We start from the raw sequence: 23,486 nt of genomic DNA on the forward strand, positions 1-23,486 counted from the left end.
CATTTTTAAGCTGAACCTCCAAGGCAACCCTTGGCCTAGGAGTGGAGTGATGCAGCCTCTTTCGGTAAAGGTTTCAAGCCTTTCAGAATCAACAAAAGAGAACAAAATAAAATCTAGTCTTCTACTCCTGCTCGCGGTATCGGCCGGCATCATCGTTTCAAATCTCTTCGCCTCTCAGCCGATCGTGGCGGAGATCAGTGCATCAATCGGCATGCCGTCACAATTGGCGGGCCTTGTGTCCACGCTGACCATGCTTGGTTACGCAACCGGCGTGGTCTTTCTGCTGCCGCTGACTGATCGGCTGGAGAACCGGAGGCTGATACTCGGGACACTGACCGCCTCGATCCTGGCCCTTCTAGGGGCCTCGTACGCCCGTGGGGCCGCAACCTTCCTTTGTGCTGTCTTCCTTGTTGGAGTGACCTCCTGCACCTTGCAGATGGTCGTCGTCATGGTGGCGACCCTTTGCGACGAATCGGAGCGAGGGAAGGTCGTGGGCACCGTGATGAGCGGTGTCATGGTCGGGGGCCTGCTGTGCCGACCTACTGGAGTGCTCCTTTCGGCTGCCTCGAGCTGGCGAAGCGTGTACCTGACCCTGGCCATTTTTTCGGCTGCATTGCTGTTCGCGCTGTCTCGGATGCTGCCAGTTGTCCAGCCCACAGGCGCTTTGCCCTATCTGGAGTCTCTGAAATCGCTAGGGCCCCTGCTCGCTCGTGTGCCCGTCCTGAGGCGACGCGCATCCTACCAGGCCGCCATCATGGTTTCCTTTGGCGCCTTTTGGACTTCCATCCCGTGGCGTTTGATCCAGCCCCCGTTTACGCTTGGTCCTCGGGGCGTTGCAATATTCGCCTTCGTTGCTGTCGGCAGCGCCATCATTGCCCCGGTTGCTGGCCAGGCAGGTGACCGCGGGCTCACGAGATCCGCCACGATATGGGCCCACTCGGCCGTGGTTGCGGGAGCCATTCTGGCCGCATACGCAGGGGCCTCAACAAACACCTATGCGGGGTCCATTGGGACGTGGTGGATCCCGCTTGGGCTGATGGCCGTTGCGGCCATGTTTCTGGACACGGGTGTCGTCGCTGACCAGGCTCTGGGCCGTCGTGCAGTCAACATGGTCCGGCCCGAGGCGCGCGGCCGCATCAATGGCCTGTTCACCAGCTCCTTCTTCGTGGGCCAAGCTCTGGGAGCGGCTCTCGCAAGGCCGGCATGGATGGCAGGGGGTTGGGTCGGTGTCTGTGTCTTGGTCTTGGTGCCGGCCCTTGTGGCTTTCGCCTTGCACCTCGGTGAGCCGTGGGCAAAGGCTTCGGAACCTCTCGAAACCGCCTTCCCTGCTGATTGGTGATGTCCCGGACCAGGCCATCTGGTTTCCCGGCTAGGAGTGTCATTGAGTTCGGGGAGTTCGGGCAGGTTACGAAACCAGAAGAACAAGTACAGCAGCTCGGGGTCTTGAGCTGGTCTGGGTCCGGCGTGTGTGACACGGTGACATCCTGGCGGCCGTAGCTCGGTGCAAACCGGAGCGCTTTGCGGAGTGAAACCCAGGCCCCGCCACACGCCACCTTTTCGTGACCGGATCCTCACAGGGGATACCGGGCTTCCGGGTCTCCGCCTCAACTCCGCCCTGTAATGAGAATCCAAGCAGCCCATTCCCATCAAACCCAAGCGGGGCACGGGATTTCTCGCTGGACCCCCACGGGACTTCAGTCGGGAAGTCGTGCGAAGACCCACGAACTTCTCTGGTACAGCCACTCAGGATCCTGAATATCAACCTCAGTGGTTGTCGATTCAGGTTCTCCGGCTGTGGCTCAATTATTAATTTGAGATGATTTTGGGCACAGCTCCATGAAAAAACCTTCATGTTGTTAAATTGTTACATAGTCGGTAACTCATTAATTTTCTTAACATTCCTTGACGAGAACCGGGCCAGAATTCACTGTATTCAACAAACCAGGAGCCGGTCATGTGTATGGCAGCGCAGAGGCCACCACTATCCATCAAGAGTGGGTCATCACCCTTCACCTGGCGTTCCGCGGGGCTGTTTCTGGCCCAGGTGGCACTCATCCTGACCATGGCCTGCGGCGGTGGTGGCGGAACTACCCCCTCAAATACGGCTCCCCTGATCACCACCCAGCCAGTGAACCAGACCGTGAACGCGGGTAGTACAGCCACCTTCACGGCCGCGGCCAGCGGTACGCCTGCGCCCACCTTCACCTGGCAGCGCAGCAACGACGGTGGCACCACCTGGACAGCGATCCCAGGTGCCACCAGCGCGACCTATACCACCGCCGCCACGGTCAAGGCGGACAATGCCGCCCAGTTTCGCGCCGTGGCCACCAACGCCGTTAGCCCGGATGCCACCAGCACCGCGGCCACGCTGACCGTACGGTGGCTCGCCATCACCACCCAACCCGCCAACGCGAGTGTGACGGCCGGTGCTACGGCCACCTTCACCGTGGTGCCGGATGCCAGCCCGATCGCTACCTACCAGTGGCAATCCAGCACGAACGGAACCACCTGGGCGAACGTGTCCGGCGGCACGGGCGCCACGAGCGCCAGCTACACCACTGCCGCCACCTCCTTGAGCGACACCGGCACCCAGTATCGTTGTGCCTTGACCAACGCCGCTGGGACGCTCAACAGCAGTGGGGCCACGCTCACCGTGATCGCGGCTCCTGTCATCACCAGCTTCGTCGCGGCCAAGAGCCCCGTGACCACGGGAACCGGCGCGACATTGACGGCAGTGTTCACAGGCGGAACGGGCACTGTGGACCACGGCATCGGCGTCGTGACCAGCGGTGTTGCCGTGCCCACGGGCAATTTGGCGGCCACAACGGTTTTCACCCTGACTGTGACCAATGCAACGGGTACCGCCGTCACCCTGCCGGTGACCGTGACCGTGGTGGCCGCGCCGACGACTCCCGTGGTCACGGCGCCCGCCAGCATCACTGCCAACCAGGCGGGCTACACCGCGTCGATCCCGGCCCAGGCGGGCAGCACCTATGCCTGGACCATCACGAATGGAACCATCACGGCCGGTGCGACCTCGACCAGCATCACGTTCACGGCGGGAGCATCCGGCAACGCCGTCCCGTCCTGCATCGTCACCAATGCCGCCGGCACGGCCTCCACCGCCGGAACCGCCACGTGCGCCATCGTGGCTGCGCCGACGACTCCCGTGGTCACGGCGCCCGCCAGCGTCACTGCCAACCAGGCGGGCTACACCGCGTCGGTCCCGGCCCAGGCGGGCAGCACCTATGCCTGGACCATCACGAATGGAACCATCACGGCCGGTGCCACCACGACCAGCATCACGTTCACGGCGGGCGCATCTGGCAGCGCCACACCGTCCTGCATCGTCACCAATGCCGCCGGGACGGCCTCCACCGCTGGAACCGCCACGTGCGCCATCGTGGCCCCGCCGACGACTCCGGTGGTCACGGCACCCGCCAGCGTCACTGCCAGCCAGGCGGGCTACACCGCATCAGTCCCGGCCCAGGCGGGCAGCACCTATGCCTGGACCATCACGAATGGAAGCATCACGGCCGGTGCGACCACGACCAGCATCACGTTCACGGCGGGAGTATCAGGCAGCGCCACGCCGTCCTGCATCGTCACCAATGCCGCCGGCACGGCCTCCACCGCCGGAACCGCCACGTGCGCCATCGTGGCCCCGCCGACCACTCCCGTGGTCACGGCCCCAGCCAGCATCACTGCCAGCCAGGCGGGCTACACCGCGTCGATCCCGGCTCAGGCGGCCGGTAGCACCTATGCCTGGACCATCACGAATGGAAGCATCACGGCCGGTGCCACCACGACCAGCATCACGTTCACGGCGGGAGCATCCGGCAGCACCATCCTGTCCTGCATCGTCACCAATGTCGCCGGCACGGCCTCCACCGCCGGAACCGCCACATGCACCATCGTGGCCGCGCCGGCCATCACCAGCTTCACCGCAAGTGGTGGCCTCAGCACCATCACCATCACCAATGGCTTTAGCACCACCCTGTCGTTCACCTTCAGCGGAGGCACGGGTTCCATCGATCAGGGCGTGGGCTCCGTCACAAGCCTCGGAACAAAGAACGTGAGCCCGACAGTCACCACGACCTATACCCTGACCGTGGACAACGGCGTGAGTACCCCCGCCACAGCGCAGGTGACCGTGAATGTGGTGGACCCGCCCGTGATCACCAGCTTCACGGCCGCGAACCCGCTCATCGCTCCGGGCACCAGCACGACCCTGACCGGGACATTCACCGGCGGAACGGGCTCTGTTGACCATGGCGTCGGGGCTGTGACGACCGCAGTTGCCGGGACCACGGGCAATCTGACGACCACGACCACCTTCACCTTGACCGTGACCAATACGGCGACCACTCCCGCCACAGCCACAGCCACGGCCACCGTGACCGTGGGCAACACCCTCACCGTGAACATCACGGGCCTGGGCAGCCTGCCCGGCAATGTGGTTGTCACTGGGCCCAGCGGCTACGCCAGCGGGGTCCTTACCGCCGCCACGCAAACGCTCTCAGGCCTGGCGGACGGCGACTATACGATCACCCCCGCCACTGTCACGGACCCGAGCCAACCTGGCCAGGGGCGAGGCGCGGATGGCACCGGCACCCCTGGTACCTTGGGGCCCGCCAACCTGCAGCGGTACCCAGCCGTGCTTGCGCTGACCCAGACCCTCGCCCTCGCTGGCACCAATACCGCCTCCGTGGCCGTGGATTATCCCGCCCCGTACCTCACCGTCACGGTGCCTGCGGACCCGATGGTACCGATCCTCAGCACCTCGATCGACTTGGTCCTGGTTCCCGCGGGAACCTTCACCATGGGCGAAACGGAGTCTGTCGTCGGGTCAGATCTCTCGACACAGCCTTCGCATGGCGTGACCTTGGGCAAGGCGTTCTACATCGCGAAGGCGCCCTGCACCCAGGCCCAGTGGGTGGCCATCATGAACAACAACCCCGCGCATTTCACAGCGGGCAATGGATTCCCGGATCCGGACGAGCTGACTCGGCCTGTGGAAACGGTGGACTTCGACGCCGTCACCACCCCCAGTACGGGCTTCCTGGACAAGTTGAACTCGGCTGCGGCGTCGGTTCTGACGGGCCCGCTAGCAGGCAGCTCCTTCCGCCTGCCCACGGAGGCCGAGTACGAATACGCCTGCCGGGCCGGGAGTGAATCCACGGTGCTGAACGTCCCAGATCCTTTGAACAATAACTATTATTTCGGTTCCTATGATCCAGGTGGCGGAGACCCGGCCGTCATCCTGCTCGTCCAGCAGTACATGTGGCATTCCGGCAACAGCAACCTGACCACTCAGCCGGTAGCCAGGAAACTCCCCAACGCCTGGGGCCTGTACGACATGATCGGCAACGTGTGGGAGCTCTGCCGGGATGATTGGCATGCCGATTATTCCGTCACTGGAGTAGGCATCCCCCCGCTCCCGGTTGATGGCAGTGCCTGGCTGGATGCCACGCCGAACATCCAGCACTCCTACAAGGGCGGGTCCTGGTCTGGCACCGCGAGCGATGGCCAGTCCAAGCGACGTGGGGCCTATCCCATCAATCCGGTTCCCACTCCCGCCAATGAATACGCAGGCTTCCGCTTGGTCCTGCCGCTGCCTTGATACCCACCCCTCTGGCCCCGGCGCACTGGATCCGGGGCCGACACGGGTTTGAGGCCTTCCTGAATACTCGATCCCCGCTGGTTCCCGGCTTTAGTTCCCGGCCTGGGCGAGCGGGGATCGGGACTTTCGACTGGTTTTGCGGTTTCCGCCAAGCTTTCCGCGCCCTGTACGCCTGAATTCCCTGAACGTTAGAACAGGGAATTTGAAGGCTAGGGCAGGGAATGCGGGGCGTTGGATGAACCCCGCCAGTGAGGGGGAGACGTGGAGGTCGGTTGCCGCCAACCCTTCAGTTTTCAGATGGCTTCATGTTCCGGAGATCGCTCAGGAGGTCGGGGCCCGTCGGGTGCCATCCCAGCTGCTCCCTGGTGCGCACGCTGGAAGCTGGGATATCCAAGGCAACAAAAGCAGCCAGCCAGCCGAAGTGGGTTTCAGCGTCCTTCGGATCCAGCCTCACGACGGGCAGCTTCAGCGTTTCGCCGATGGCTTCTGCAATCTCCCGGAAGGTGATCCCTTCCTCAGCCACGGCGTTGTATCGAGCGTTGGCCTCACCTTTTTCGAGCACGAGTCGGTACAGATGAGCCGTATCCAGCCGATGCGCCGCGGGCCAGCGGTTCAGGCCATCGCCCACGTAGGCTGAGATGCCTCTCGCCTGGGCAATCTGAATGGCGGGAGACACCAGGCCGTGCTTTGCCCGGTCATGGATTTGGGCCAGGCGCACCACTGACACGCGGACGCCATGTTCTGCAACAGCGTCCGCAGCCTCTTCGGAAGCCGCGCGGGGGACGCGCTTCGAGCTTGCGGGCGGATCCGTCTCGAGGGCGATCTGATCTGCTCCGGTTCGTGACATCCCGGTCCCCGAGGTGACGATCAGCGGGCGGTTGGTTCCAGCCAGCGTTGAGCCCAGCGTCTCGATGACTCGTCGATCGTCCTCGCAGTTCTGGAGGTAATGGGTAAAGTCATGGTTGAACGCGGTGTGGATGACCGCGTCAGCTTGCAGTGCCCCTGCGCGCAGGCTCTCAAGATCGCTCAGATCGCCACGATGTGCGCCTGCGCCCGCACGTCTCAGGGCCTCGACTCCGGCTTCGGAGCGCGTGAGGCCAAGGACTTGGTGGCCAGAGTTGATGAGCTCAGGGACGATCGCCGAGCCAATGAATCCCGTGGCACCCGTTAGAAAGATCCGCATATCCACCGCTCCCGGAATGAATGCCTGCGTCGTGATCGCAGGGCGCGATTGGAATGCTATGAGGCCAACCCGGGACGATCCATGTTACAAAGTCCATAATTTTGTAGTGATCGTCCGGGGTTGCCCATGGATCCTCTCTCATCTGTGCTATCCCTTCTGAAACCACGCAGCTATATGGCGGGCGGTCTGGATCTGGGCGCCCCTTGGTCCTTGGAATTTGGTCGTCACGAGGGTGTCAAGTTCCACGCCATCGTCTCGGGCCGATGCTGGGTGGCTGTGGAGGGACTCGGCGAGCCCGTGCTGGCCTCGGCCGGGGATTGCATCCTGCTTCCCTCGGGTCGCCCCTTCCGCATGGCGAGCGATCTCTCCCTGCCCAGCGTGGGGGCCCTCTCGGTCATTCCCTTCCCGCTGAATGGGGCCATGGCCACCATCAATGGAGGCGGCGACTGCCTGGGGCTTGGAGGGCACTTCGCGCTCTCGGGTGATGCGGATATTTTGCTGGGCTTGTTGCCTCCGGTGGTGCACCTCTCCAAGGAATCGGATCGCGCCGCCATGCGCTGGTCACTGAATCGCATGATGGAGGAACTCCGGGAGCCCCGGCCGGGAAGCGCACTCATCGCTCAGCACATGGTCGGTATGATGCTCGTGCAGATCCTCCGGTTGTATCTGGAGGACCAGGCCGGCACGGTCGGCTGGCTTTCCGCGCTGGCGGATAAGCAGATCGCTGCCGCCATGGGCTGCATCCACGGCGAACCCGCGAGGAATTGGACGCTGCAACTTCTCGCGGAGCGCGCCGGCATGTCGCGCTCCATCTTCGCCATGCGCTTCAAGGAAGTCGTCGGCATGTCGCCCATCGACTACCTGATCCGCTGGCGGATGCGTCTGGCAGCGGATCGCCTCACCCACTCCCGGGATTCCATCTCCGAGATCGCCGCTTCCGTGGGCTATGGCTCCGAGAGCTCCTTCGGCCTAGCCTTCAAGCGCGTGATGGGATGCTCGCCGAGGCAGTACGGGCGCAAAGGAGCTGGGGTGGAGGGTGCGGAGGCAGGCTAGAGACTCCGCTTCACATCCATAGCTCCCACCTGCGGCGACGATGGCCTTGTGCGGATCGCGCGGCATCCATCCGAGCTCACGATGGGTCTTCTCATCGGACGCCTTCTTCACATAAGGGGATGGAAGCCAGCGGGTTTCCCGCGCTTCTCGATCCGATCATGCAAACGGCCGACTGCCGCCGACCGCTGCACTTGGTGGTGGGGGCAGGGCTTGAACCGTTGCGGCTGAAGATTCGCGCCTGTCTCCGCTGCGGCAGCCTCCCAGGCTGCCTTCGCGGGGTGCTCACCGGGCGGCTGCCACTCGCAGGTTCAAATCCTGCCGCTTCCCGCCCTCCGCGCCGGCTCGTGCAGTTCTGATTTGAACTGGCCCCGCTGCGCGGTTCCCGGTCTTGCTCCGGCGGGCATCTAGTCCTGCCTCCGCAATCCCACTCGCAGGTCCAAATCCTGCCCGTCCGTTATGGGCGTACGCAAAGACCGGAGCACTCGGCTCCGGTCATCTGTTCGATTGGTAGCGGGGCCAATCCTTCGGGCTGACAGGAGTCCGGAAATCCCTGCGTTGGGGAATTTTACAGGGGTATCCTGAATTTCCGGGGTCTGAGCGGCACTACCTGAAGCAGGGAGTGAGTCGTGGCTGGAGTTTTTGGTTCTTGGATTATCGAATTCTCTAAACAGTCTGAACAGGGGATCTTTTTTCCTATCAGGGAGCACGAGGAAAATTCGAGGCGCCTTGGTAATCAGTTGGTGTCGATATCTTGGTGGATGTCGAGTGGTAGAGCCCTCATGCACGCGGATACATATAGCCTTCAGGGGCCTTCCCCAAATTCTGGCGGAACATGGCCGTAAATGCACTGGGGCTCTGATAGCCGAGTATGTTGGCGACTTCCTTGACTGTTTTCCCAGAGGCTAGCAGAGAGACCGCCTCTGAGAGCATCACTTGCTGCCGCCAGGCGACGAAGCCCATCCCAAGGTCTTGATGAAACAACCTCATTAAAGTTCGGCTACTGGCGCCGGTACCCCTGGCCAACACTTCGAAGCTCTCCTTCCTATTTGGCCGATCGAGGAGCGTGTTACAGAGCCTCACGAGCCTAGGGTCTGAAGGCATGGGAATTTGTAACGGGACCTGGTGAGCCCGTGGAATTTCAAGGAGTATTAAATTCATGATCAAACCACCACGGCCTTGCGGATCGTAATCGAGAGATTCATCGACAGCATTGAGAATGAGCTCGCGGAGTAGCAGCGAAACTTCGATTACAGTGCATTCCTTCGGGATCTCGGCGGAAGTGCCAGGTGTCAGGTAGAGGGTCCTCATCTGAACGGGACCTTTCATTGAGACCTGATGCCGGATCCCCGGAGGGATCCATACAGCGCGGAACGGCGGAACAATCCATCCCGTGGTTTCAGTCATCACGCGCATCAGGCCCGTGATTGCATACAGGAGCTGCCCCCGAGGATGAGAATGGGGGGCGATTACAAATCCGTCCGGATAATCCTTCGCCATCGCTACCACTGGCCGCGGCACCTGTTGGTAGTCCTCGCTGTTCCCGGTGCGAACCATGGTGTGTCCGATTTCCGACGAATGATGTCATAACGGCTATATTCGGACAACCCACACTTAGCGTGGCCGGGGCATTCCTCGCGCCTCGGAGGGTGCATGTCTCAATCCCTATACACACGCCGAACAATGCTGAAGGTGGGTGCCGCCTTGGCAAGTGCCGCCATGCTGCCAGCGGGTGAGTTCCGAAAGGATGATCCTCAAGGTGCGCATGAAACGCCCGCTCTTGTGGTGTTTTTCTTGAACGGAGGGCCTTCCGGGCTCTTCAACAGTGCCGGGTCCTTCCTTGAGAAGGGGAGCTTTGGCGTGAGGCCGGACAATGTGAAGGCCCTTGGCAATGGATTGGTGGTGGATGCGGCCACGTTTGGGAATCTTCCATCAATAGCCCTATCTCATATGGCATCCATTAATTTCCAGCACGGACACTACCGTCACGACCTCGCCAGGGCGGCGGTGCTCCAGACAGGCAACCGCAGCAACCTATTGCTGCTCGCAGGCGCCATGACGACGAAGGCGCCGATCCGCTGCGCCATTGTCAATTCGCTAGGATTCCCGGTGGGGATCTCATGGGATTCCCCGGCGGAGGGCGGAGCCGCATTTACCCGTGTGACTGATTTCCGCTCTGTTGAAACGGAATTGATGAGAGTTCCTGCCTTCGACCATCAGGAAGCCGCAGCCGCATACGGCTTGGCTCAGGGAATTCGGGAAATCGCGGACACACCGTCCACCTTCCTAGCTACGGAAATGCTCGTGCGCGGAGGTACCAGTATCGTCTTTTCCCAGCCAGCTTACTTGGGAAGACCTGATCGCCAGTTCGACATACACAAGGAGCTCAATGGCGCCACGGACCGAAAAATCATGTCCCAGCTCATACCATCTCTTCAAATCTTTCTGGATCGGATGCTCACGCTGTCGAATCGGAATGTAGTAGTGGCTCTATTTGGCGAATTTTCACGCACGGTCACGACCTCTGATCATGAACCTGGAGGCACTGCCACCATCATCGGGAAGCATGTGCGTTGCGGAACCGCTGGACCTCAGAATCCGGATGGGTCGATGCCTCCCAATACGCCTGGTACTGGAGCGCTCTGGGCATTTCTTGCGGATGCGCTGCGTCTCGAAGACCATCCGTTCGGGAGTAACCCCAATCCTGGACTTCTCCTTTAGCTAACCGGACCAGCCGCGTCTGAAACGATTGGCCGAGGCGGCTTCTGGTGCCGAGAGGAACTTGGGGCAGGCCCTCCCGGAAGGTTGATTCGGTCTCCGAATTCCCGATCGAATCTCGCCCAAATTCCTCTCAGAACGAGGCAATCCAGGCCCTGAAGGAGGGGGAAAGCGTAGCAAGGCCAGCCAAGCGAACTCCCCGCCGGCGCCCAGCCATTCGGCTCTCAGCTTAGGGGCCAGCGGGCCTCCTGCGATTCTCGATTCAGTAACACAAACGGCCAACTGCAGTCGGCCGTTGCTTTTGGTAGTGTGGCGAATCCTACTAACTGATCCCTGCATTGAGGACGGGCCCTGATTGCCTGTTTCAGGGAAATATACAGGGATCGCGCGCTTTCCCGACCTACCTTCGAGGATTACCCACTTCTCGGATGCAGGTAGGGCGGGCCTTTGGGACCGTTCGGAACGGGATTCCCTATCAACTCAATCAGGGAATATCCCTGCACTGATCAAGGAATCCAGCGCCGACATCAAGGAGCTACCTCCAGACGCGGCTGCCCAGCCAGGCGCTGGAATGTGAAACCGAACCACGGGGGCGGATCGAATCACAGCTCCTTTCTGGGGATAGAGCCTGGTTGTCGCTTTCGAACCCTAGCGGGCGTCCGCAAGGTAGAAGGGGCCCCCCGGTGGTCGGATTGATCAGCACTATCCACTTCCATTTTGGCTCGATTGGAGCGACGACATGGATTGGAGGGTGAAGTGACCGATGCAGATGATCCATCCGAGTCCTACGAGGTCGGCTTCGGGAGGCCTCCCAAGAACACTCAGTTCCAGAAAGGGGTTTCTGGAAACCCGCTGGGAAGGAAGCCCCAAGGGGCCCCTTCCGACTCGAACGGAGCAGACGAACTGACCACAACGTATGACATCGGATTCAAGCAGCCACCCAGGTCAACGCAGTTCAGGAAAGGAGTATCTGGGAACCCCTACGGCAGGAAAGCAGAAAGACATTTCGTTGAATCCATCCTTAGCAAGGTGTTGTTCAGTGCCACAGCGCCCACCGCAGCAACCCGGAGCCGGGCATGCACCAACCTGGAAGCTATGGTGCGGGCCATGGTCATGAAGGCCCTTGAAGGAGATGTCGTTGCGTTCCGCGAGGTGATGGAATGGATCTGCGAATTCGGCATCGGCATGGAGAGTCGGCTCGCCGCTCGGAAGCTCTCCCTTGAACTCCAGAGCCACCTGCTTGAGGCTCGAAAACGATAGGTCCCCGTTGCACTGTTTGGGACTCTGACAATGCCAAGGGTACCCTGCCGCACCTCCCCTACGGGACGTGCCGCCTGGCCCGTAAAGCCTAGGATCCCCAGCCAAAGTTGATAGCTAGAACCCGAGGGGCCAGCGGGAAGGTCGGCTTGATGCTAAGTTAGAAAAAAATTCTCCAAAAATATTGACTGGACGATATTCGATCGGCTACATTCTGAATCTGCCTGGTTGTCAACCGGCCCTCAAAGGAGATTCACCGTGTTCCTCAAATCCCACCTCAGCCTGCATGGCACAGCGAGCGCGCCTGCGCGTCGCGTGGCGATGCTCACGGCGCTGGGATTTGATACCCGGTGCTCGGAGTGGTCAGGTTCCCAGGAACCGAAGTCCCGAAGGGGCTATCGCCACCTAAAGAGTCAAGGGAACTTGATTCCGACCGTGTAAGGCGTTTCCAGACCGGGTTCACACCCCAGAACTGGCGCCACCGGAAGACCTGAAGAATCTAGGGGCATGGGTTCGCAGCATCAGGCATACCGGAACATGGTTGAAGCGAACGGCCCATAGGGGGCGTGGCCCAGCGGCTACGGCACCTGGCTCTGATCCAGGCTTTCAGAGGTTCGAGTCCTCTCGCCCCTACCACCATCCACTGATGGGGGATCGTTCAGCGGCAGGACGCGGGCCTTTGGCTCCCGAGACCCTGGTTCGATTCCAGGTCCCCCAGCCAATCCACCCACGGTGAGGTCAACCGAAATCGGTATCGGCCCCGGTTGCTATCCGGGTTGGGGAAGTTATATCCCTATGTGAGTTCGATCCTCACCCTCACCGCCATTGCATTTCATGAATTCTTGTTCATTGAAAACTTCATATTTGGGATAACTGCTATTTCTGGTCGTTTGAGGACGATCGGAAAGGTGGAAACAAGGGCAGGCGGAAGCCTTCTGGCCCGGCAGATCACCGCTTCAGGCATACCTGGGCGCATCACCGGCACGTGAGGACGTTTGTCTGCCCGCAGTACCCCTGTCGGTGTGCCCGACAGGGTTCTAAGGAGCGTTGGAGGAGTCTGGCCGTCCTCGGTGCACTGTCTATGCACACATCACGGGTTCGAATCCCGTACGCCCCGCCATTTTCGGGTCCGAAGTGTTGTCGCGTGGCATGCCTGCTTTGCACGCAGGAGGGCCGGGTTCGATCCCCGGCGGATCCACCAGTCTTGGGAGCATGGCCAAACGGTAAGGCACCTGGGTCTCAGCCAGGCAACCGCGGGTTCGAGTCCCGCTGCTCCTGCCAAATACAGTGCGAGTGTGGCGGAAACGGCATACGCCCACGGTTGAGAGCCGTGGTCATGAGGGTTCGAATCCCTCCACTCGTACCATCATGCCGCCCGCGCCTCACTGGACGGGGCACCGGATCGTAAACCCGGCGCAGAGATGCAACAGGGTTCGATTCCCTGGGGCGGCACCATTCTGGGCGTGGGCCAGTGGTTGGCCACCTGCCTTGGGAGCAGGCCTACACAGGTTCGAATCCTGTCACCCAGACCAATGAGGCTGTCGTCCAGCGGCAGGATCGGGCGCCGCCATCGCCCAGACACGGGTTCAAATCCCGTCAGCCTCTCCAATCCAAGCGCCTCCAAAGCTCATGTGGACGAGCAACCGGCCTTTAACCGGTGGGCAGCGAGTTCGAGGCTCGCTGGAGGCACCAATCCAATGCGGGTCCAGTGGTGGCCCTTGGGCTCATAACCCGAAGGTGGAAGCAGGGTTCAACTCCCTCACCCGCAACCAATTTCCCGAAGGCCAGGTCAACGCATCCAGCCCCAGGAACCATGCCCCAGTACGCTATCCGGTATCGCGGCCACTCTCAGAAAGTGGTGTTTCTGTCCGTTCGACTCGGATCTGGGGTACCAATCGCACGGCCCATCCGGTTCCCTTCAGTGTGGGGCTCTGGGGGGATCGTGAGGGACACGACCAGCCGTCCCCGATCGGGTCACGTCAAGACCTCGGTGAGTTGAGCGGAATGGCATCGCACCCGTCTGGAAGACGGTCTCGCCCTCTGTCCTGAGGGCGTCCCGGTTCGAATCCGGGACTCACCGCCACTGACTCGCGCGCCAGGGCGCAGGCTGGACTCCAAATCCAGCCGGGCGGGGTTCGATTCCCCGGTGGGTCGCCAACCTCAGTGCCGCCTAGCTCCAATCCGGTAGAGCGCTCGCCCGATAAGCGAGAGGGTCTGGGTTCGAATCCCAGGGCGGCAACCATTCATGGGTCCAAGGTGTTGCGGCGTGACACACGCGGATGGCATTCGCGAGAACCCGGTTGAACTCCGGGTGGATCCACCAATCAAGGCGAGTTGAGCGGAACGGTATCGCACCCGCCCCGAAAGCGGACTGGCCCTCTGCCCCGAGGGTCTGGGAGTTCAAGTCTCCCACTCGCCGCCATTCTGCCCCGTCCCAGGGAGGGCCAGGGTCTTCTAAACCCGAACGGCAGGTTCGACTCCTGCACGGGGAACCACCAACATTCAAGCGCCCGTAGCTGAACGGGATTAGCACCAGTTTACGAAGCTGGGTTCATGGGGGTTCGAGTCCCTCCGGGCGCACCAATCACGAACGTACGGACTGGAAGCTCAACGGTCGAGCAGCGCCCTGTTAAGGCGCCCATTGCGGGTTCGAATCCCGTCCAGTTCGCCAATCGGGCCCGGCGATGGGCCCCCAGAAGGTGACGTTAGCTCAGTGGCAGAGCACCGCGCTGTGAACGCGGGTGCATCGGTTCGATTCCGTTACGTCACACCACCACGGGTTGGAAGCTGAAACGTGGATGCAGCGCCGGACTGAAAATCCGGAGGATGTCAGTTCGATTCTGACCCAGCCCACCACACCCCCATAGTTCAGGTGAAGAACACGGCTCTCCGAAGGCCGAGGTCCCGGTGTCGAACCCGGTGGGGGTACCAGGTCCTCGAAGCCGAACCGCATGAGGCAGCCCCCTCCTAAGGGGCAGTTTGGCGGTTGAAATCCGCCCGAAGACACCATTGCCGCCTTAGCTCATCTGGCAGAGCGCCCGCCTTGTAAGCGGGGGGCACCCGGATCATGACCGGGAGGCGGCTCCACATCAGCCTGTAGCTTAGCCTGGAGAAAGCGGCGGTCTGGGGGACCGGAGACCGCCCGTCCAAATCGGGCCAGGCTGACCACACTCCTGTAGCTCAGAGGCAGAGCGCCTGGCCCACACCCAGGAGGTCGGGGTTTCGAAATCCCCCTGGAGTACCACTTGGCCCTCGTAGCTCATCGGCAGAGCGCCCGCCTGACATGCGGGAGGCGGCTGGATCGACACCAGCCGGGGGTACCACGGACCGTGACGCATCGGAGTAAGCGGCCAGCCCTTCAAGCTGGTGGAAGAGGGTGCAAGTCCCTCACGGTTCGCCAATCCACGCCGCAGTAGCTCAGGTGGAAGAGCACCCGGTTCTTACCCGGGAGCGCGCCGTTTCGACTACGGCCTGCGGTACCAATCCGGCGTGTAGCGCAGCCTGGGAGCGCGCCTGCTTCGGGAGCAGGAGGTCGCCAGTTCAATTCCGGCCACGCCGACCAGATCTCATCCGGGATCTCCCCAGGTGAGTCCACCCGGCCCGCAATGTGTGGGCTTCAACCCAAAACCCTGTTACGAAAGGAGGCGACCATGTCCCTCGCAACCCTCCAGGGGGCTGTCGCCCCCATCAAGATGTGGACTCCCGTCCACGAAGTCGAATCCCAGGCCCTCACCCAGCTCAAGAACATCGCGGCCCTTCCGTGGGTGTTCAAGCATGTGGCCGTCATGCCCGACGTCCATTTTGGGAAGGGCGCCACGGTGGGCTCCGTCATCGCCATGAAGGACGCCATCGCACCTGCCGCGGTAGGCGTGGACATTGGCTGTGGCATGGCCGCCCTGAAGACCAATCTTACGGCCTCGGATCTCCCCGAAAGCCTCAAGGCCCTCCGGCTCAGCATCGAGCAGGCCATCCCCGTGGGGTTCAACCAGTACCGGGACCCCCTGGATACCATCGAACGGCACGCCCTCTGGGACGAGTTCGAGGATCTGGATGCCCGGGTACAGAACCTCTTCGGGAAAGCCCGCCGTCAGGCGGGAACCCTCGGGAGTGGCAACCACTTCATCGAGGTCTGCCTGGACCAGGATCAGGGCGTGTGGATCATGCTCCACTCGGGCAGCCGGAACATCGGCAACGAGTTGGCCAAGATCCACATCGAGGTCGCGCAGAAGCTGGCCCACAACCAGGGCCTGCCCGACCGTGACCTGGCCGTGTTTCTCAAGGGCACGAAGGAGATGGCGGCCTACCGCCGGGATTTGTTTTGGGCCCAGCGGTATGCCTTCCTCAACCGCGAAGCGATGCTCGACCAGGTAAAGGATGTCGTGAAGGTCCACTTCCCCGAAGTGGCTTTTGAGGCACCTATCCTCTGCCACCACAACTACGTGTCGGAGGAAGTCCACTTCGGCGAGGAGGTCCTGGTGACCCGCAAGGGAGCCATCCGAGCCGGCCGTGGCGAATGGGGCATCATTCCGGGTTCCATGGGTGCGCGCAGCTTCATCGTCCAGGGCAAGGGGAACCCCGAGTCCTTCGAGTCGGCGTCCCACGGCGCCGGCCGGAAGATGAGCCGCAATGCCGCCAAGAAGCACTTCAGCGTGCAGGACCTCGCCCGTCAGACTGAAGGCGTCGAGTGCCGGAAGGACGCTGGCGTCCTAGATGAAATCCCAGGCTGCTACAAGGACATCGATGAGGTCATGCGGAACCAGGCCGATCTCGTCGAGATCCGGTTCGAACTGAAGCAGGTGCTCTGCGTGAAGGGGTAGTCCCTTCCTGGAGCAAGAAGACCACCCACGCCCGGGTTTCCAACCCGGGCGTGGGTCAGGAGGGGGGCCTGGCAAGTGCGGCGCCTCCGGCCCACGGAACCTCATGAGTTCCCGGTCGGCCGGAGGTGTCCCGCGATTCGACCCAGGAGGAGCCCTCCCGTACGGGGACGACGCACTGTCCCACGATCAAGGGGTTCGACTCCCCAACGGACTGTTAATCCGTGCACTGGTTGCATGCGCCTAAGAAGCGCTCGGAACCACCCACCACTTCCGCCCAGGCCCCAGCCCGAGGGATTCGTCCCGAGGGCAGGGGGCAGCCCAGCCAGCGGTCTCCACCTGCCCATGTGGGCAGGGGCCGGACCCGGACCTTCAGGCGCATGCCATTTCGCGCCCAGGTCCGGATCCCGCCGGAGACCCCGCTGGGAAGCCCCCGGGGCCTCGGCTGAAGTCTCACCAAGAAAGGATTTCAACGATGTATCAGCGTTATGTCATCTCCGACCAGGAGCGTGGTCTCCTGGTCCGCAACGGTCAGCTCGTCCGCTGGCTGGAACCCGGCCGTCACCGGGTGTTCCGGGGCCTGTCCCGCCTGGAGCTGCGTCTCTTCAACCGCGACACCCTTCAGACTCCGTTCACCCCGGAGCTGATGGCCGTGGCACCTTCCGGCGCTGCCGTGGAGGCCTTCGTGCCCGAGACCCACCTGGGTCTCCTGCGGGCGGATGGTGTGCCCAAGGCTGTCCTCCAGCCCGGCCGCTACCTGCTCTGGCAGCTCGCATCCAAGGTGACCCTGGATGTGGTGAGCCTCGAGCCCCTGCGGCCTTCGATTCCCGAAGGCTTCTGGGCCTTGGTGCCCACCGCCCAGGTCCAGACCGTCCTGGTTCTGCCCTTCGAGCGCGCCCTCGTCCACGTCGACGGTGTGCTTCGCGAAGTCCTCTCCGAGGGCCTTGCGATCTACAGCACCCTCAACCGCAAGCTTGAGGTCATGCGTGTGGACCTGCGCGAGCAGGAAGTGCAGATCCTCGGTCAGGAGCTCATGACCCGTGACAAGGTCACCCTGCGCCTGAACCTGGTCGTGAAGTTCCGCGTCACCGATCCCGTGAAGGCCGTGCAGTCCGTTGCCTCCCTGCGGGATGCGCTCTACAGCGAGGCCCAGATGTCGGCTCGGCACTTCGTAGCCGAACTGAACCTGGACCAGCTCCTGGAGCGCCGCTCGGAGGCTGTGGCCCCCATGGCGGAGGCTCTGCGGGAACGTGCCGCCTCCTGGGGTGCGGAAGTGTTGAAGCTCGACGTGAAGGACCTGGTCCTTCCCGGAGAGATGAAGCAGCTCCTCAACCAGGTCATCGAGGCCGAGAAGAAGGCTGCGGCCCAGGTCATCCTGCGCCGTGAGGAAGTGGCCTCGACCCGTTCCATGGTAAACACCGCCCAGATGCTCGAGCGCAACCCTGCGCTCCTGCGCCTGAAGGAACTGGAAGCCTTCAAGGAGATCGCAGCCGCGATCCCCAACCTCACCCTCGTGATGGGTCAGCCGGACCTGCTTCGCAGCCTGGGAGGCCTGAACAAGGACTGAGGTGTTTCGCCCTGGGGGTGCGAGTCCATCCATCGCACCCCCACCCTTGCGGGTCTGGTCCAGCGGCCGGGCCTCGGCCTTCCAAGCCGAAGAGAGGGGTTCGACTCCCCTGACCCGCTCCACCCTTGCACCAGAAGCCGAAGCGGACGAAGCGCGGGACTGCAAACCCCGTCTTAGGGGGTTCGAGTCCCTCCTGGTGCTCCATCCGCCCGAGGAGCTCGGTTGGTCGAGCACCCGCTTGGTAAGTGGGCGGTCGCCGGTTCGAACCCGGCCTTGGGCTCCAAGTTCCACCAGCAGTTATCCCGATGTGAAGTTCGCCTTCTTGGTCATGTGCCGTGTCGCCGCTCTCGTAAGGCGGAAGGCCGGGTTGGATTCCCGGAGAAGGCTCCAACGCGGGCGTGGCGGAAATGGCGTACGCCTCCAGCTCAAACCTGGAGTCTTTGTGGGTTCGATTCCCACCGCCCGCACCAACCGAGGTCCCCCATGTCCAGACACACCAAGAAGCACCACACCCAAACCGTCCTCGCCCTGGACTGCCACTACATGCCCATGGTCGAGATGTCGCGCCGGAAGGCCCTGAAGGCCATGGCGACGGGCCGGGCGCACGCGCTAGATCTGAAGACCTGGTCGAAGCTTGGCCTGCAGGACGTGGCCTCGCAGCCCTTTCATGCGGTGGTCTTTTCGAGGGCCAAGGCCGTGGCGGAATCGAAGCTCGGGTTCGGACGTGGCAATGCCAGCATCCTCCGGCGTGATGATCACCGCTGCCAGTACCTGGGTTGCACGCGACGGGCGACCACGGTGGACCATGTCATCCCCCGGTGCCAGGGTGGGGCGAGCACCTGGGCAAACCTGGTCGCCTGTTGCCGCGAGTGCAATGCTCACAAAGGTGGAAGGACTCCAGAGCAGGCAGGGATGCAACTCCGATCGGCCATTCGTTCACAACGCGCGCTCCTGATGGAACGCCTCCATGCACTGACAGACGGATGAACTAGAATGCATGGCCAGTGGCTGGTGAAGAGACATCTTCCTAGACCGCTGGCCTTCGCCCTTGAGGTGCCGGCGATAATTTGGGCCGACGGGAATTATTTGGCTCTTGATGCATGATGAGGGCCGACTGCTTGCAGTACCACCAAGACACCTTAGAGGGATCCATGGAATTCAATGACCTCCTGGCCAAGCAGAACATCGATCCCAAACAGGTGCTCGTCTTGCGGCATCGGCCCAAGGAACCACGGCTGCATAGGGCCCTTCCCTTAATGGCTGCTGATCGCCCGGACCTTTACAACGCATACCAGCAGACCCAGACCCCGCAGGTACAAGCGGCCATGCTGAAAGCTCCCTATGTGGCTTCTTTTGTGGGACATAGCGCTGGGAAAGCTTTTTTCGTAGGGCTTTATCGAAATGCGGGTTCACGCCCACTGACTTTTAAACAGTATTGGGAACTCCCCTGCCACAAGGAACTCAAGAAATTCGGCATGACTGGTTACCAAGGAGGCCGCGATCCAATTCTCTGGTTTGAACTTGAACGGATGAAGTTCTATTCCGAATGGGCCGGGAAGCTGATCGTGGACTGGCCCGGCATCGATCGCTCTTGGTGGCGATGGTCCGAACGTAACCACATACCCATCTCTGCCATTCTTGAGGAAGACTTATTGAACCCCGAAATGGCTGCTTGGAATCAGATTTCACTCGCGTGGGAAGAACTGAGCCTTCTGCCGGGGAAGTGGCGAGAAGCTCTAAAGCAGTGGCGTGGAATCTACCTGATCTTCGATGAGGCCGACGGCAAGGGTTATGTGGGATCAGCCTATGGTCGTCAGAACCTATTGGGGCGATGGACCAACTACGCGGCCTCAGGACATGGTGGGAACAAGCACCTAAAGGCCCGAGACCCTATCGGCTTTCGATTCACCATCCTCCAACTGGTTGCGCCGGATATGCCCGCCGAAGATGTCATTGCGTTGGAATCGAGTTGGAAAGATCGCCTACACACCCGGGAGCCTTTCGGGCTCAATGCGAACTAGCAAGCCCTCGTAAGCGCATGCGACACCCTTGGCATTATCGAAAGTAGGGTTCGAATCGCGGGCCTGAATCAGGAAAATTCTTGGTCTAGTTCTCCTGGGGGACGTCACCGGCCACGCCGCGGATCTGAAGGTGACGCTCGGCACAATATTCCCGGTGAAGCTTGATTAACATCATAGAATAGGGTCTGAACAACCGTTAGGAGGGCTGTGATGGGGTCTTCAGGCTCGGGTCAATTTTCAGACTATCCTGGTACCAAAGCCAAGGATGTCTCAGGAGATGGAGCTGGTAAGGCAGGTGGCAGTAGTGGCTATGATCCCTGCAGGCAGGCGTTCCACGTAGTGCTGGAGGATGTCGGGAATAGCGATTTTTATTCGCGGTTCAAAAGTGTTCCGGCTGTTCGGAGCCAGTTGGGTATTCTCTTCGACAAGAAACGCGTTTTTGCGGTGGATGTGAATGGAGTCAAAGTCGGAGCACTTCCCACAAAATTTAATTATCTCGTGGCATGCATGGAAGACGGCGTGATTTATGTCGGTGTGGTGACGTCCTCTGCGATGTTGCCTGTTCCCACTGTAACCGCCGACTTTGCGCCGCAATAATCATGGCCGACAGAAATGTGGTTCTCATTGTTGGGGAACTGATTGTCGACTACACAGTTGCCCAACAAGGTACATCGTGCAAGCTCCGTTTAGGTGGTGTCTGCCACGCCGCCAGAGGACTATGGGCCGCTGGGTTAGATTATTCGATCGCAGCCTTCTGCCCGGGGTACCTCGTTGATGAAGCAAAACATTACCTATCAGCGATCGGGTGCAAAGAGTTTATATGGCTTGGAGATATCGTCGGCGCTCCAAACGTTATTCTCATAGGTGACGTGACGGAGGTCTCGCACCAAGGCTACGAAGATTTAATGCGTGATACCAAAGTAGTGAAACTCTTCGATCCGATGCCTCCCCTCCACGCTTACCAGAGGGTCGTTATCTTCCCTGGTCGGTTTGATATCAACGCACTCCTCAAAGCGTTCTCAAAAGAAGCAAAGTTCTCGTTCGACATTGCGTATGATCTTGAGGACCTAACTTCACTTGAGCTATTCAGGGGGCGCTTGGAGGCTGTCATCATCTCAACATCGTCGGCGCTGTTCATGAAGCTTGGAAAGGATGATATCGACGGGCTGCTAGATGCAGTGAAAACCCTTTCGCCAGAAGTGTTTCTGCTCAAGGAAAATCGTGGTGGCAGTCGCCTTTTCGAGTTGTACAATGGAAACATCGAGGAGATACCGGCAACATTAGGTTCTACAGTCAACTCGGTTGGAGTTGGGGACGTCTATTCCAGTGTCATGGTGGGGCTCTCCCAGAAGGGATGGATTGAAGCAGCCTGGCGTGGATGCCAAGCCGCGACGGTGTACTCTCAATCGACATTTCCAGACGACATCAAGCGCGACATACAGCGCGGGTTCCGACTATCACTGAATATTCTGCAAGCGCTAGGCGGAACTTCACTTCCCTGGCATAGCCGACAGAGCTACTCGATTTACCTCGCAGGCCCAGACTTTTCGTACGTCAACAAAAAGGAGTTCGACCGTGCTGCTGATAGCCTTACCTATCACAATTTCAGGGTGAGGCGTCCCGTCCAAGAAAATGGAGAGCTGGAACGACCAGCAAGTAATCACGATATGCAACGTACGTATCACATGGACTTTAAGTTGCTAGAGGAATGTGATGCAGTCTTTGCGGTTCCTCTCGATCGTGACCCTGGCACACTCGTCGAAATTGGCATGGCAATTCAGATGGGCAAGCCAGTCATTACGTACGACCCTCGGCGTGAAAATGAGAACACGATGGTGGTTGTCGGAAGTTCCATGTACTCTACGGAACTTGATGTGTGCATTAACGGCACCTTCAAAGCTATTGCTGAATTGAAGGCCAGGACGTGATGGGAAAAGCGCTACTTCTAGCCTCTGGCGGTTTAGACTCAACAACTGTTGGATACCAGCTCATTGAACAGGGAGTTGAGGTGGTTCCTATCTTTTTTGATTACGGGCAGCACTGCATAGACATTGAATGGAGTCGTGTAAACGAAGTGCTACCTGTCCAAATGCAGCGGCCTGAGCGGTTTAACATTTCAGACATATTCCGAGGCTCGCAATCACGGCTGATTCGTGAAGCTGATCTCTGGACTGAAGAGGTCAAGGACGACGATTTGTACATTCCGTATCGAACGCTGCTGTTCTTTGCAGCCGCAGCGGCGCGCGCCCAGACCATAGGCATACTGGATGTCTATACTGGCTTTATCAACAGTAACCACGCCAAAGAAATTGACTGCACCGCTGCATTTATGAACAGTCTCGATGGACTAATATCGAGTATAGGTCCTGTTCGCTTTCACTCACCATTTCGCTATTCTTCCAAGGCTGATGTTGCGAGGGTAGCGGCCGACCTTGGTGTGCCTATTGGCCGAACATACTCGTGTCAAGCATCTGCGCAGTTTCCTTGTGGTGCTTGTCCAAATTGCGTAGAGCGCCTGAATGCTTTGAATGAGGCGAGGTTGGTATGAACAATTCTGCCTTTGAGATGTTGCTCGTTGCACGTCGCATCGCTAACCATGCGAAGGACGAAGGTGTATTTGTTAAGGAGAAACACCAGCGTACAGTTTGCGAGCACCTAGGTGCCGTTCTTGCAGATTCGGTGCTCCAAGCCGGGCTTAATTACACGACGGTGGTTCGCCCACGAGTGATAGCAATCATGCAGGTGCATCCGACATGTCAAACGATTTCCTCATTGTCGGCACTGATTCGGGCCGGTGAAACAAGTGCATTTTTGAACTGGCGCCACCATGAAAAGGTGAACCGTTTTGAGGCACTAGTGGTTTTTCTACAGGGGGCTGGAATCGAGGACATACACGATTTGCGCGCGAGTCTACTCTCCGAGCAATTCTGTAAGGCAATGCAAAGTGTTAATGGAATCGGCCCAAAAACCGTCGATTATATGGCATGCCTTGTTGGTATCGACTCCATCGCAGTTGATCGCCACGTTCGTGCTTTCGCTAAAGCGGTTGGCGTTAAGAATGAGGACTATCATTTCCTGCGAGAGTCATTTTGCTGTGCTGCTGACCTTCTCTCACTTCCACGTCGGGAATTTGATGCATGGCTATGGCGTCGAGCCGCAGCACCCGTCCAAGTGCAATTGGCTCTCGGAATCTAGTATTGAGTCCCAAGAAGTGTAGAGATCTAGTGTTATGTAACCGGGGGTTCGAATGGGA

15 protein-coding genes and 34 tRNA genes are annotated in these 23,486 nt (G+C 60.3%); 47 read left to right on the plus strand and 2 right to left on the minus strand.

Annotation, left to right across the window (positions count from 1 at the left end):
- Window positions 1–49 precede the first annotated feature (49 nt).
- Both MLG87_RS14920 and MLG87_RS14925 read left to right on the plus strand, forming a co-directional pair.
- Window positions 50–1,339: an MFS transporter gene (locus MLG87_RS14920; protein ID WP_243295893.1), complete on the plus strand. Its 1,290-nt coding sequence runs from the start codon at window positions 50–52 to the stop codon at window positions 1,337–1,339.
- A gap of 705 nt (window positions 1,340–2,044) precedes the next feature.
- Window positions 2,045–5,623 (plus strand): SUMF1/EgtB/PvdO family nonheme iron enzyme, encoded by a 3,579-nt coding sequence (locus MLG87_RS14925; RefSeq protein WP_243295894.1) that lies wholly within the window; start codon window positions 2,045–2,047, stop codon window positions 5,621–5,623.
- Between the two features lie 286 nt (window positions 5,624–5,909).
- Here the strand turns inward: MLG87_RS14925 and MLG87_RS14930 are convergent, their stop codons facing one another.
- Window positions 5,910–6,806 carry an SDR family oxidoreductase gene (locus MLG87_RS14930; RefSeq protein ID WP_243295895.1) on the minus strand — a complete coding sequence of 299 codons (897 nt, stop codon included), beginning with the start codon at window positions 6,804–6,806 and terminating at the stop codon, window positions 5,910–5,912.
- A gap of 126 nt (window positions 6,807–6,932) precedes the next feature.
- Between MLG87_RS14930 and MLG87_RS14935 the strand changes: the two genes are divergently transcribed.
- Complete coding sequence (locus tag MLG87_RS14935) at window positions 6,933–7,859, plus strand: AraC family transcriptional regulator (RefSeq protein WP_243295896.1); 927 nt, start codon at window positions 6,933–6,935, stop codon at window positions 7,857–7,859.
- Between the two features lie 777 nt (window positions 7,860–8,636).
- Here MLG87_RS14935 and MLG87_RS14940 read toward each other — a convergent pair.
- The gene (locus tag MLG87_RS14940) at window positions 8,637–9,413 is read right to left on the minus strand and encodes an AraC family transcriptional regulator (RefSeq protein WP_243295897.1); all 777 of its coding nucleotides are present in this window, start codon (window positions 9,411–9,413) and stop codon (window positions 8,637–8,639) included.
- Window positions 9,414–9,509: 96 nt separating this feature from the next.
- Here MLG87_RS14940 and MLG87_RS14945 point away from each other — a divergent pair, with 96 nt between their 5' ends.
- The 44 genes from MLG87_RS14945 to MLG87_RS15160 all read left to right on the plus strand — a co-directional run bounded on the left by MLG87_RS14945 (window position 9,510) and on the right by MLG87_RS15160 (window position 23,428).
- Complete coding sequence (locus MLG87_RS14945; protein WP_243295898.1) at window positions 9,510–10,577, plus strand: DUF1501 domain-containing protein; 1,068 nt, start codon at window positions 9,510–9,512, stop codon at window positions 10,575–10,577.
- Between the two features lie 753 nt (window positions 10,578–11,330).
- The gene (locus MLG87_RS14950) at window positions 11,331–11,834 is read left to right on the plus strand and encodes a DUF5681 domain-containing protein (RefSeq protein ID WP_243295899.1); all 504 of its coding nucleotides are present in this window, start codon (window positions 11,331–11,333) and stop codon (window positions 11,832–11,834) included.
- A 557-nt stretch (window positions 11,835–12,391) separates the two neighbouring features.
- Window positions 12,392–12,467 (plus strand) — tRNA-Gln (locus MLG87_RS14955).
- 11 nt (window positions 12,468–12,478) lie between these two features.
- Window positions 12,479–12,552: transfer RNA gene (locus MLG87_RS14960), tRNA-Gln, on the plus strand.
- Between the two features lie 10 nt (window positions 12,553–12,562).
- Window positions 12,563–12,656, plus strand: a tRNA-Ser gene (locus MLG87_RS14965).
- Between the two features lie 216 nt (window positions 12,657–12,872).
- A tRNA-Asp gene (locus MLG87_RS14970) sits at window positions 12,873–12,951 on the plus strand.
- Between the two features lie 5 nt (window positions 12,952–12,956).
- A tRNA-Ala gene (locus MLG87_RS14975) sits at window positions 12,957–13,032 on the plus strand.
- A 5-nt stretch (window positions 13,033–13,037) separates the two neighbouring features.
- Window positions 13,038–13,112 (plus strand) — tRNA-Glu (locus tag MLG87_RS14980).
- 8 nt (window positions 13,113–13,120) lie between these two features.
- Window positions 13,121–13,197 (plus strand) — tRNA-Leu (locus MLG87_RS14985).
- 4 nt (window positions 13,198–13,201) lie between these two features.
- Window positions 13,202–13,286, plus strand: a tRNA-Tyr gene (locus tag MLG87_RS14990).
- A gap of 2 nt (window positions 13,287–13,288) precedes the next feature.
- Window positions 13,289–13,363 (plus strand) — tRNA-Pro (locus tag MLG87_RS14995).
- A 2-nt stretch (window positions 13,364–13,365) separates the two neighbouring features.
- Window positions 13,366–13,439: transfer RNA gene (locus MLG87_RS15000), tRNA-Gly, on the plus strand.
- Window positions 13,440–13,447: 8 nt separating this feature from the next.
- Window positions 13,448–13,523 (plus strand) — tRNA-Lys (locus MLG87_RS15005).
- 123 nt (window positions 13,524–13,646) lie between these two features.
- Window positions 13,647–13,725: transfer RNA gene (locus MLG87_RS15010), tRNA-Leu, on the plus strand.
- 95 nt (window positions 13,726–13,820) lie between these two features.
- Window positions 13,821–13,914, plus strand: a tRNA-Ser gene (locus MLG87_RS15015).
- An 81-nt stretch (window positions 13,915–13,995) separates the two neighbouring features.
- Window positions 13,996–14,073: transfer RNA gene (locus tag MLG87_RS15020), tRNA-Ile, on the plus strand.
- An 86-nt stretch (window positions 14,074–14,159) separates the two neighbouring features.
- A tRNA-Ser gene (locus tag MLG87_RS15025) sits at window positions 14,160–14,253 on the plus strand.
- 1 nt (window position 14,254) lies between these two features.
- A tRNA-Arg gene (locus tag MLG87_RS15030) sits at window positions 14,255–14,326 on the plus strand.
- Window positions 14,327–14,337: 11 nt separating this feature from the next.
- Window positions 14,338–14,414, plus strand: a tRNA-Arg gene (locus tag MLG87_RS15035).
- A 13-nt stretch (window positions 14,415–14,427) separates the two neighbouring features.
- Window positions 14,428–14,502 (plus strand) — tRNA-Asn (locus MLG87_RS15040).
- 28 nt (window positions 14,503–14,530) lie between these two features.
- Window positions 14,531–14,604: transfer RNA gene (locus tag MLG87_RS15045), tRNA-His, on the plus strand.
- 4 nt (window positions 14,605–14,608) lie between these two features.
- Window positions 14,609–14,687 (plus strand) — tRNA-Phe (locus MLG87_RS15050).
- A gap of 1 nt (window position 14,688) precedes the next feature.
- A tRNA-Arg gene (locus tag MLG87_RS15055) sits at window positions 14,689–14,762 on the plus strand.
- Between the two features lies 1 nt (window position 14,763).
- Window positions 14,764–14,840, plus strand: a tRNA-Arg gene (locus MLG87_RS15060).
- A gap of 2 nt (window positions 14,841–14,842) precedes the next feature.
- Window positions 14,843–14,918, plus strand: a tRNA-Thr gene (locus MLG87_RS15065).
- A 3-nt stretch (window positions 14,919–14,921) separates the two neighbouring features.
- Window positions 14,922–14,999, plus strand: a tRNA-Pro gene (locus MLG87_RS15070).
- Between the two features lies 1 nt (window position 15,000).
- Window positions 15,001–15,075: transfer RNA gene (locus tag MLG87_RS15075), tRNA-Val, on the plus strand.
- 4 nt (window positions 15,076–15,079) lie between these two features.
- Window positions 15,080–15,154: transfer RNA gene (locus tag MLG87_RS15080), tRNA-Val, on the plus strand.
- 1 nt (window position 15,155) lies between these two features.
- Window positions 15,156–15,231: transfer RNA gene (locus MLG87_RS15085), tRNA-Glu, on the plus strand.
- A 6-nt stretch (window positions 15,232–15,237) separates the two neighbouring features.
- Window positions 15,238–15,313 (plus strand) — tRNA-Lys (locus MLG87_RS15090).
- A gap of 3 nt (window positions 15,314–15,316) precedes the next feature.
- Window positions 15,317–15,393, plus strand: a tRNA-Pro gene (locus MLG87_RS15095).
- Window positions 15,394–15,481: 88 nt separating this feature from the next.
- Window positions 15,482–16,648, plus strand: coding sequence for an RtcB family protein (locus tag MLG87_RS15100; RefSeq protein ID WP_243295900.1), 1,167 nt, complete (start codon window positions 15,482–15,484; stop codon window positions 16,646–16,648).
- Between the two features lie 472 nt (window positions 16,649–17,120).
- Window positions 17,121–18,212, plus strand: coding sequence for a slipin family protein (locus tag MLG87_RS15105; protein WP_243295901.1), 1,092 nt, complete (start codon window positions 17,121–17,123; stop codon window positions 18,210–18,212).
- 48 nt (window positions 18,213–18,260) lie between these two features.
- Window positions 18,261–18,334, plus strand: a tRNA-Gly gene (locus MLG87_RS15110).
- Window positions 18,335–18,339: 5 nt separating this feature from the next.
- Window positions 18,340–18,416, plus strand: a tRNA-Cys gene (locus tag MLG87_RS15115).
- Window positions 18,417–18,419: 3 nt separating this feature from the next.
- A tRNA-Thr gene (locus MLG87_RS15120) sits at window positions 18,420–18,495 on the plus strand.
- Window positions 18,496–18,528: 33 nt separating this feature from the next.
- Window positions 18,529–18,602 (plus strand) — tRNA-Thr (locus MLG87_RS15125).
- Between the two features lie 2 nt (window positions 18,603–18,604).
- Window positions 18,605–18,682 (plus strand) — tRNA-Leu (locus tag MLG87_RS15130).
- 13 nt (window positions 18,683–18,695) lie between these two features.
- The gene (locus MLG87_RS15135) at window positions 18,696–19,199 is read left to right on the plus strand and encodes an HNH endonuclease (RefSeq protein WP_243295902.1); all 504 of its coding nucleotides are present in this window, start codon (window positions 18,696–18,698) and stop codon (window positions 19,197–19,199) included.
- A 164-nt stretch (window positions 19,200–19,363) separates the two neighbouring features.
- On the plus strand, window positions 19,364–20,233 hold the full coding sequence (locus tag MLG87_RS15140; protein ID WP_243295903.1) for a GIY-YIG nuclease family protein: 870 nt from the start codon (window positions 19,364–19,366) through the stop codon (window positions 20,231–20,233).
- A gap of 210 nt (window positions 20,234–20,443) precedes the next feature.
- Complete coding sequence (locus tag MLG87_RS15145) at window positions 20,444–20,830, plus strand: hypothetical protein (RefSeq protein WP_243295904.1); 387 nt, start codon at window positions 20,444–20,446, stop codon at window positions 20,828–20,830.
- A gap of 2 nt (window positions 20,831–20,832) precedes the next feature.
- A complete protein-coding gene (locus MLG87_RS15150; protein ID WP_243295905.1) occupies window positions 20,833–22,161 on the plus strand; it encodes a nucleoside 2-deoxyribosyltransferase in 1,329 nt (442 codons plus the stop codon).
- Window positions 22,161–22,781 carry a 7-cyano-7-deazaguanine synthase gene (locus MLG87_RS15155; RefSeq protein ID WP_243295906.1) on the plus strand — a complete coding sequence of 207 codons (621 nt, stop codon included), beginning with the start codon at window positions 22,161–22,163 and terminating at the stop codon, window positions 22,779–22,781. The genes MLG87_RS15150 and MLG87_RS15155 overlap by 1 nt, the downstream gene beginning before the upstream one ends.
- Window positions 22,778–23,428, plus strand: coding sequence for an HhH-GDP family DNA glycosylase (locus tag MLG87_RS15160; protein ID WP_243295907.1), 651 nt, complete (start codon window positions 22,778–22,780; stop codon window positions 23,426–23,428). The genes MLG87_RS15155 and MLG87_RS15160 overlap by 4 nt, the downstream gene beginning before the upstream one ends.
- Window positions 23,429–23,486 lie beyond the last annotated feature (58 nt).

This window comes from Geothrix mesophila (assembly GCF_022808835.1).
In the GTDB taxonomy this organism is placed as follows: Bacteria; Acidobacteriota; Holophagae; order Holophagales; family Holophagaceae; genus Geothrix; species Geothrix paludis.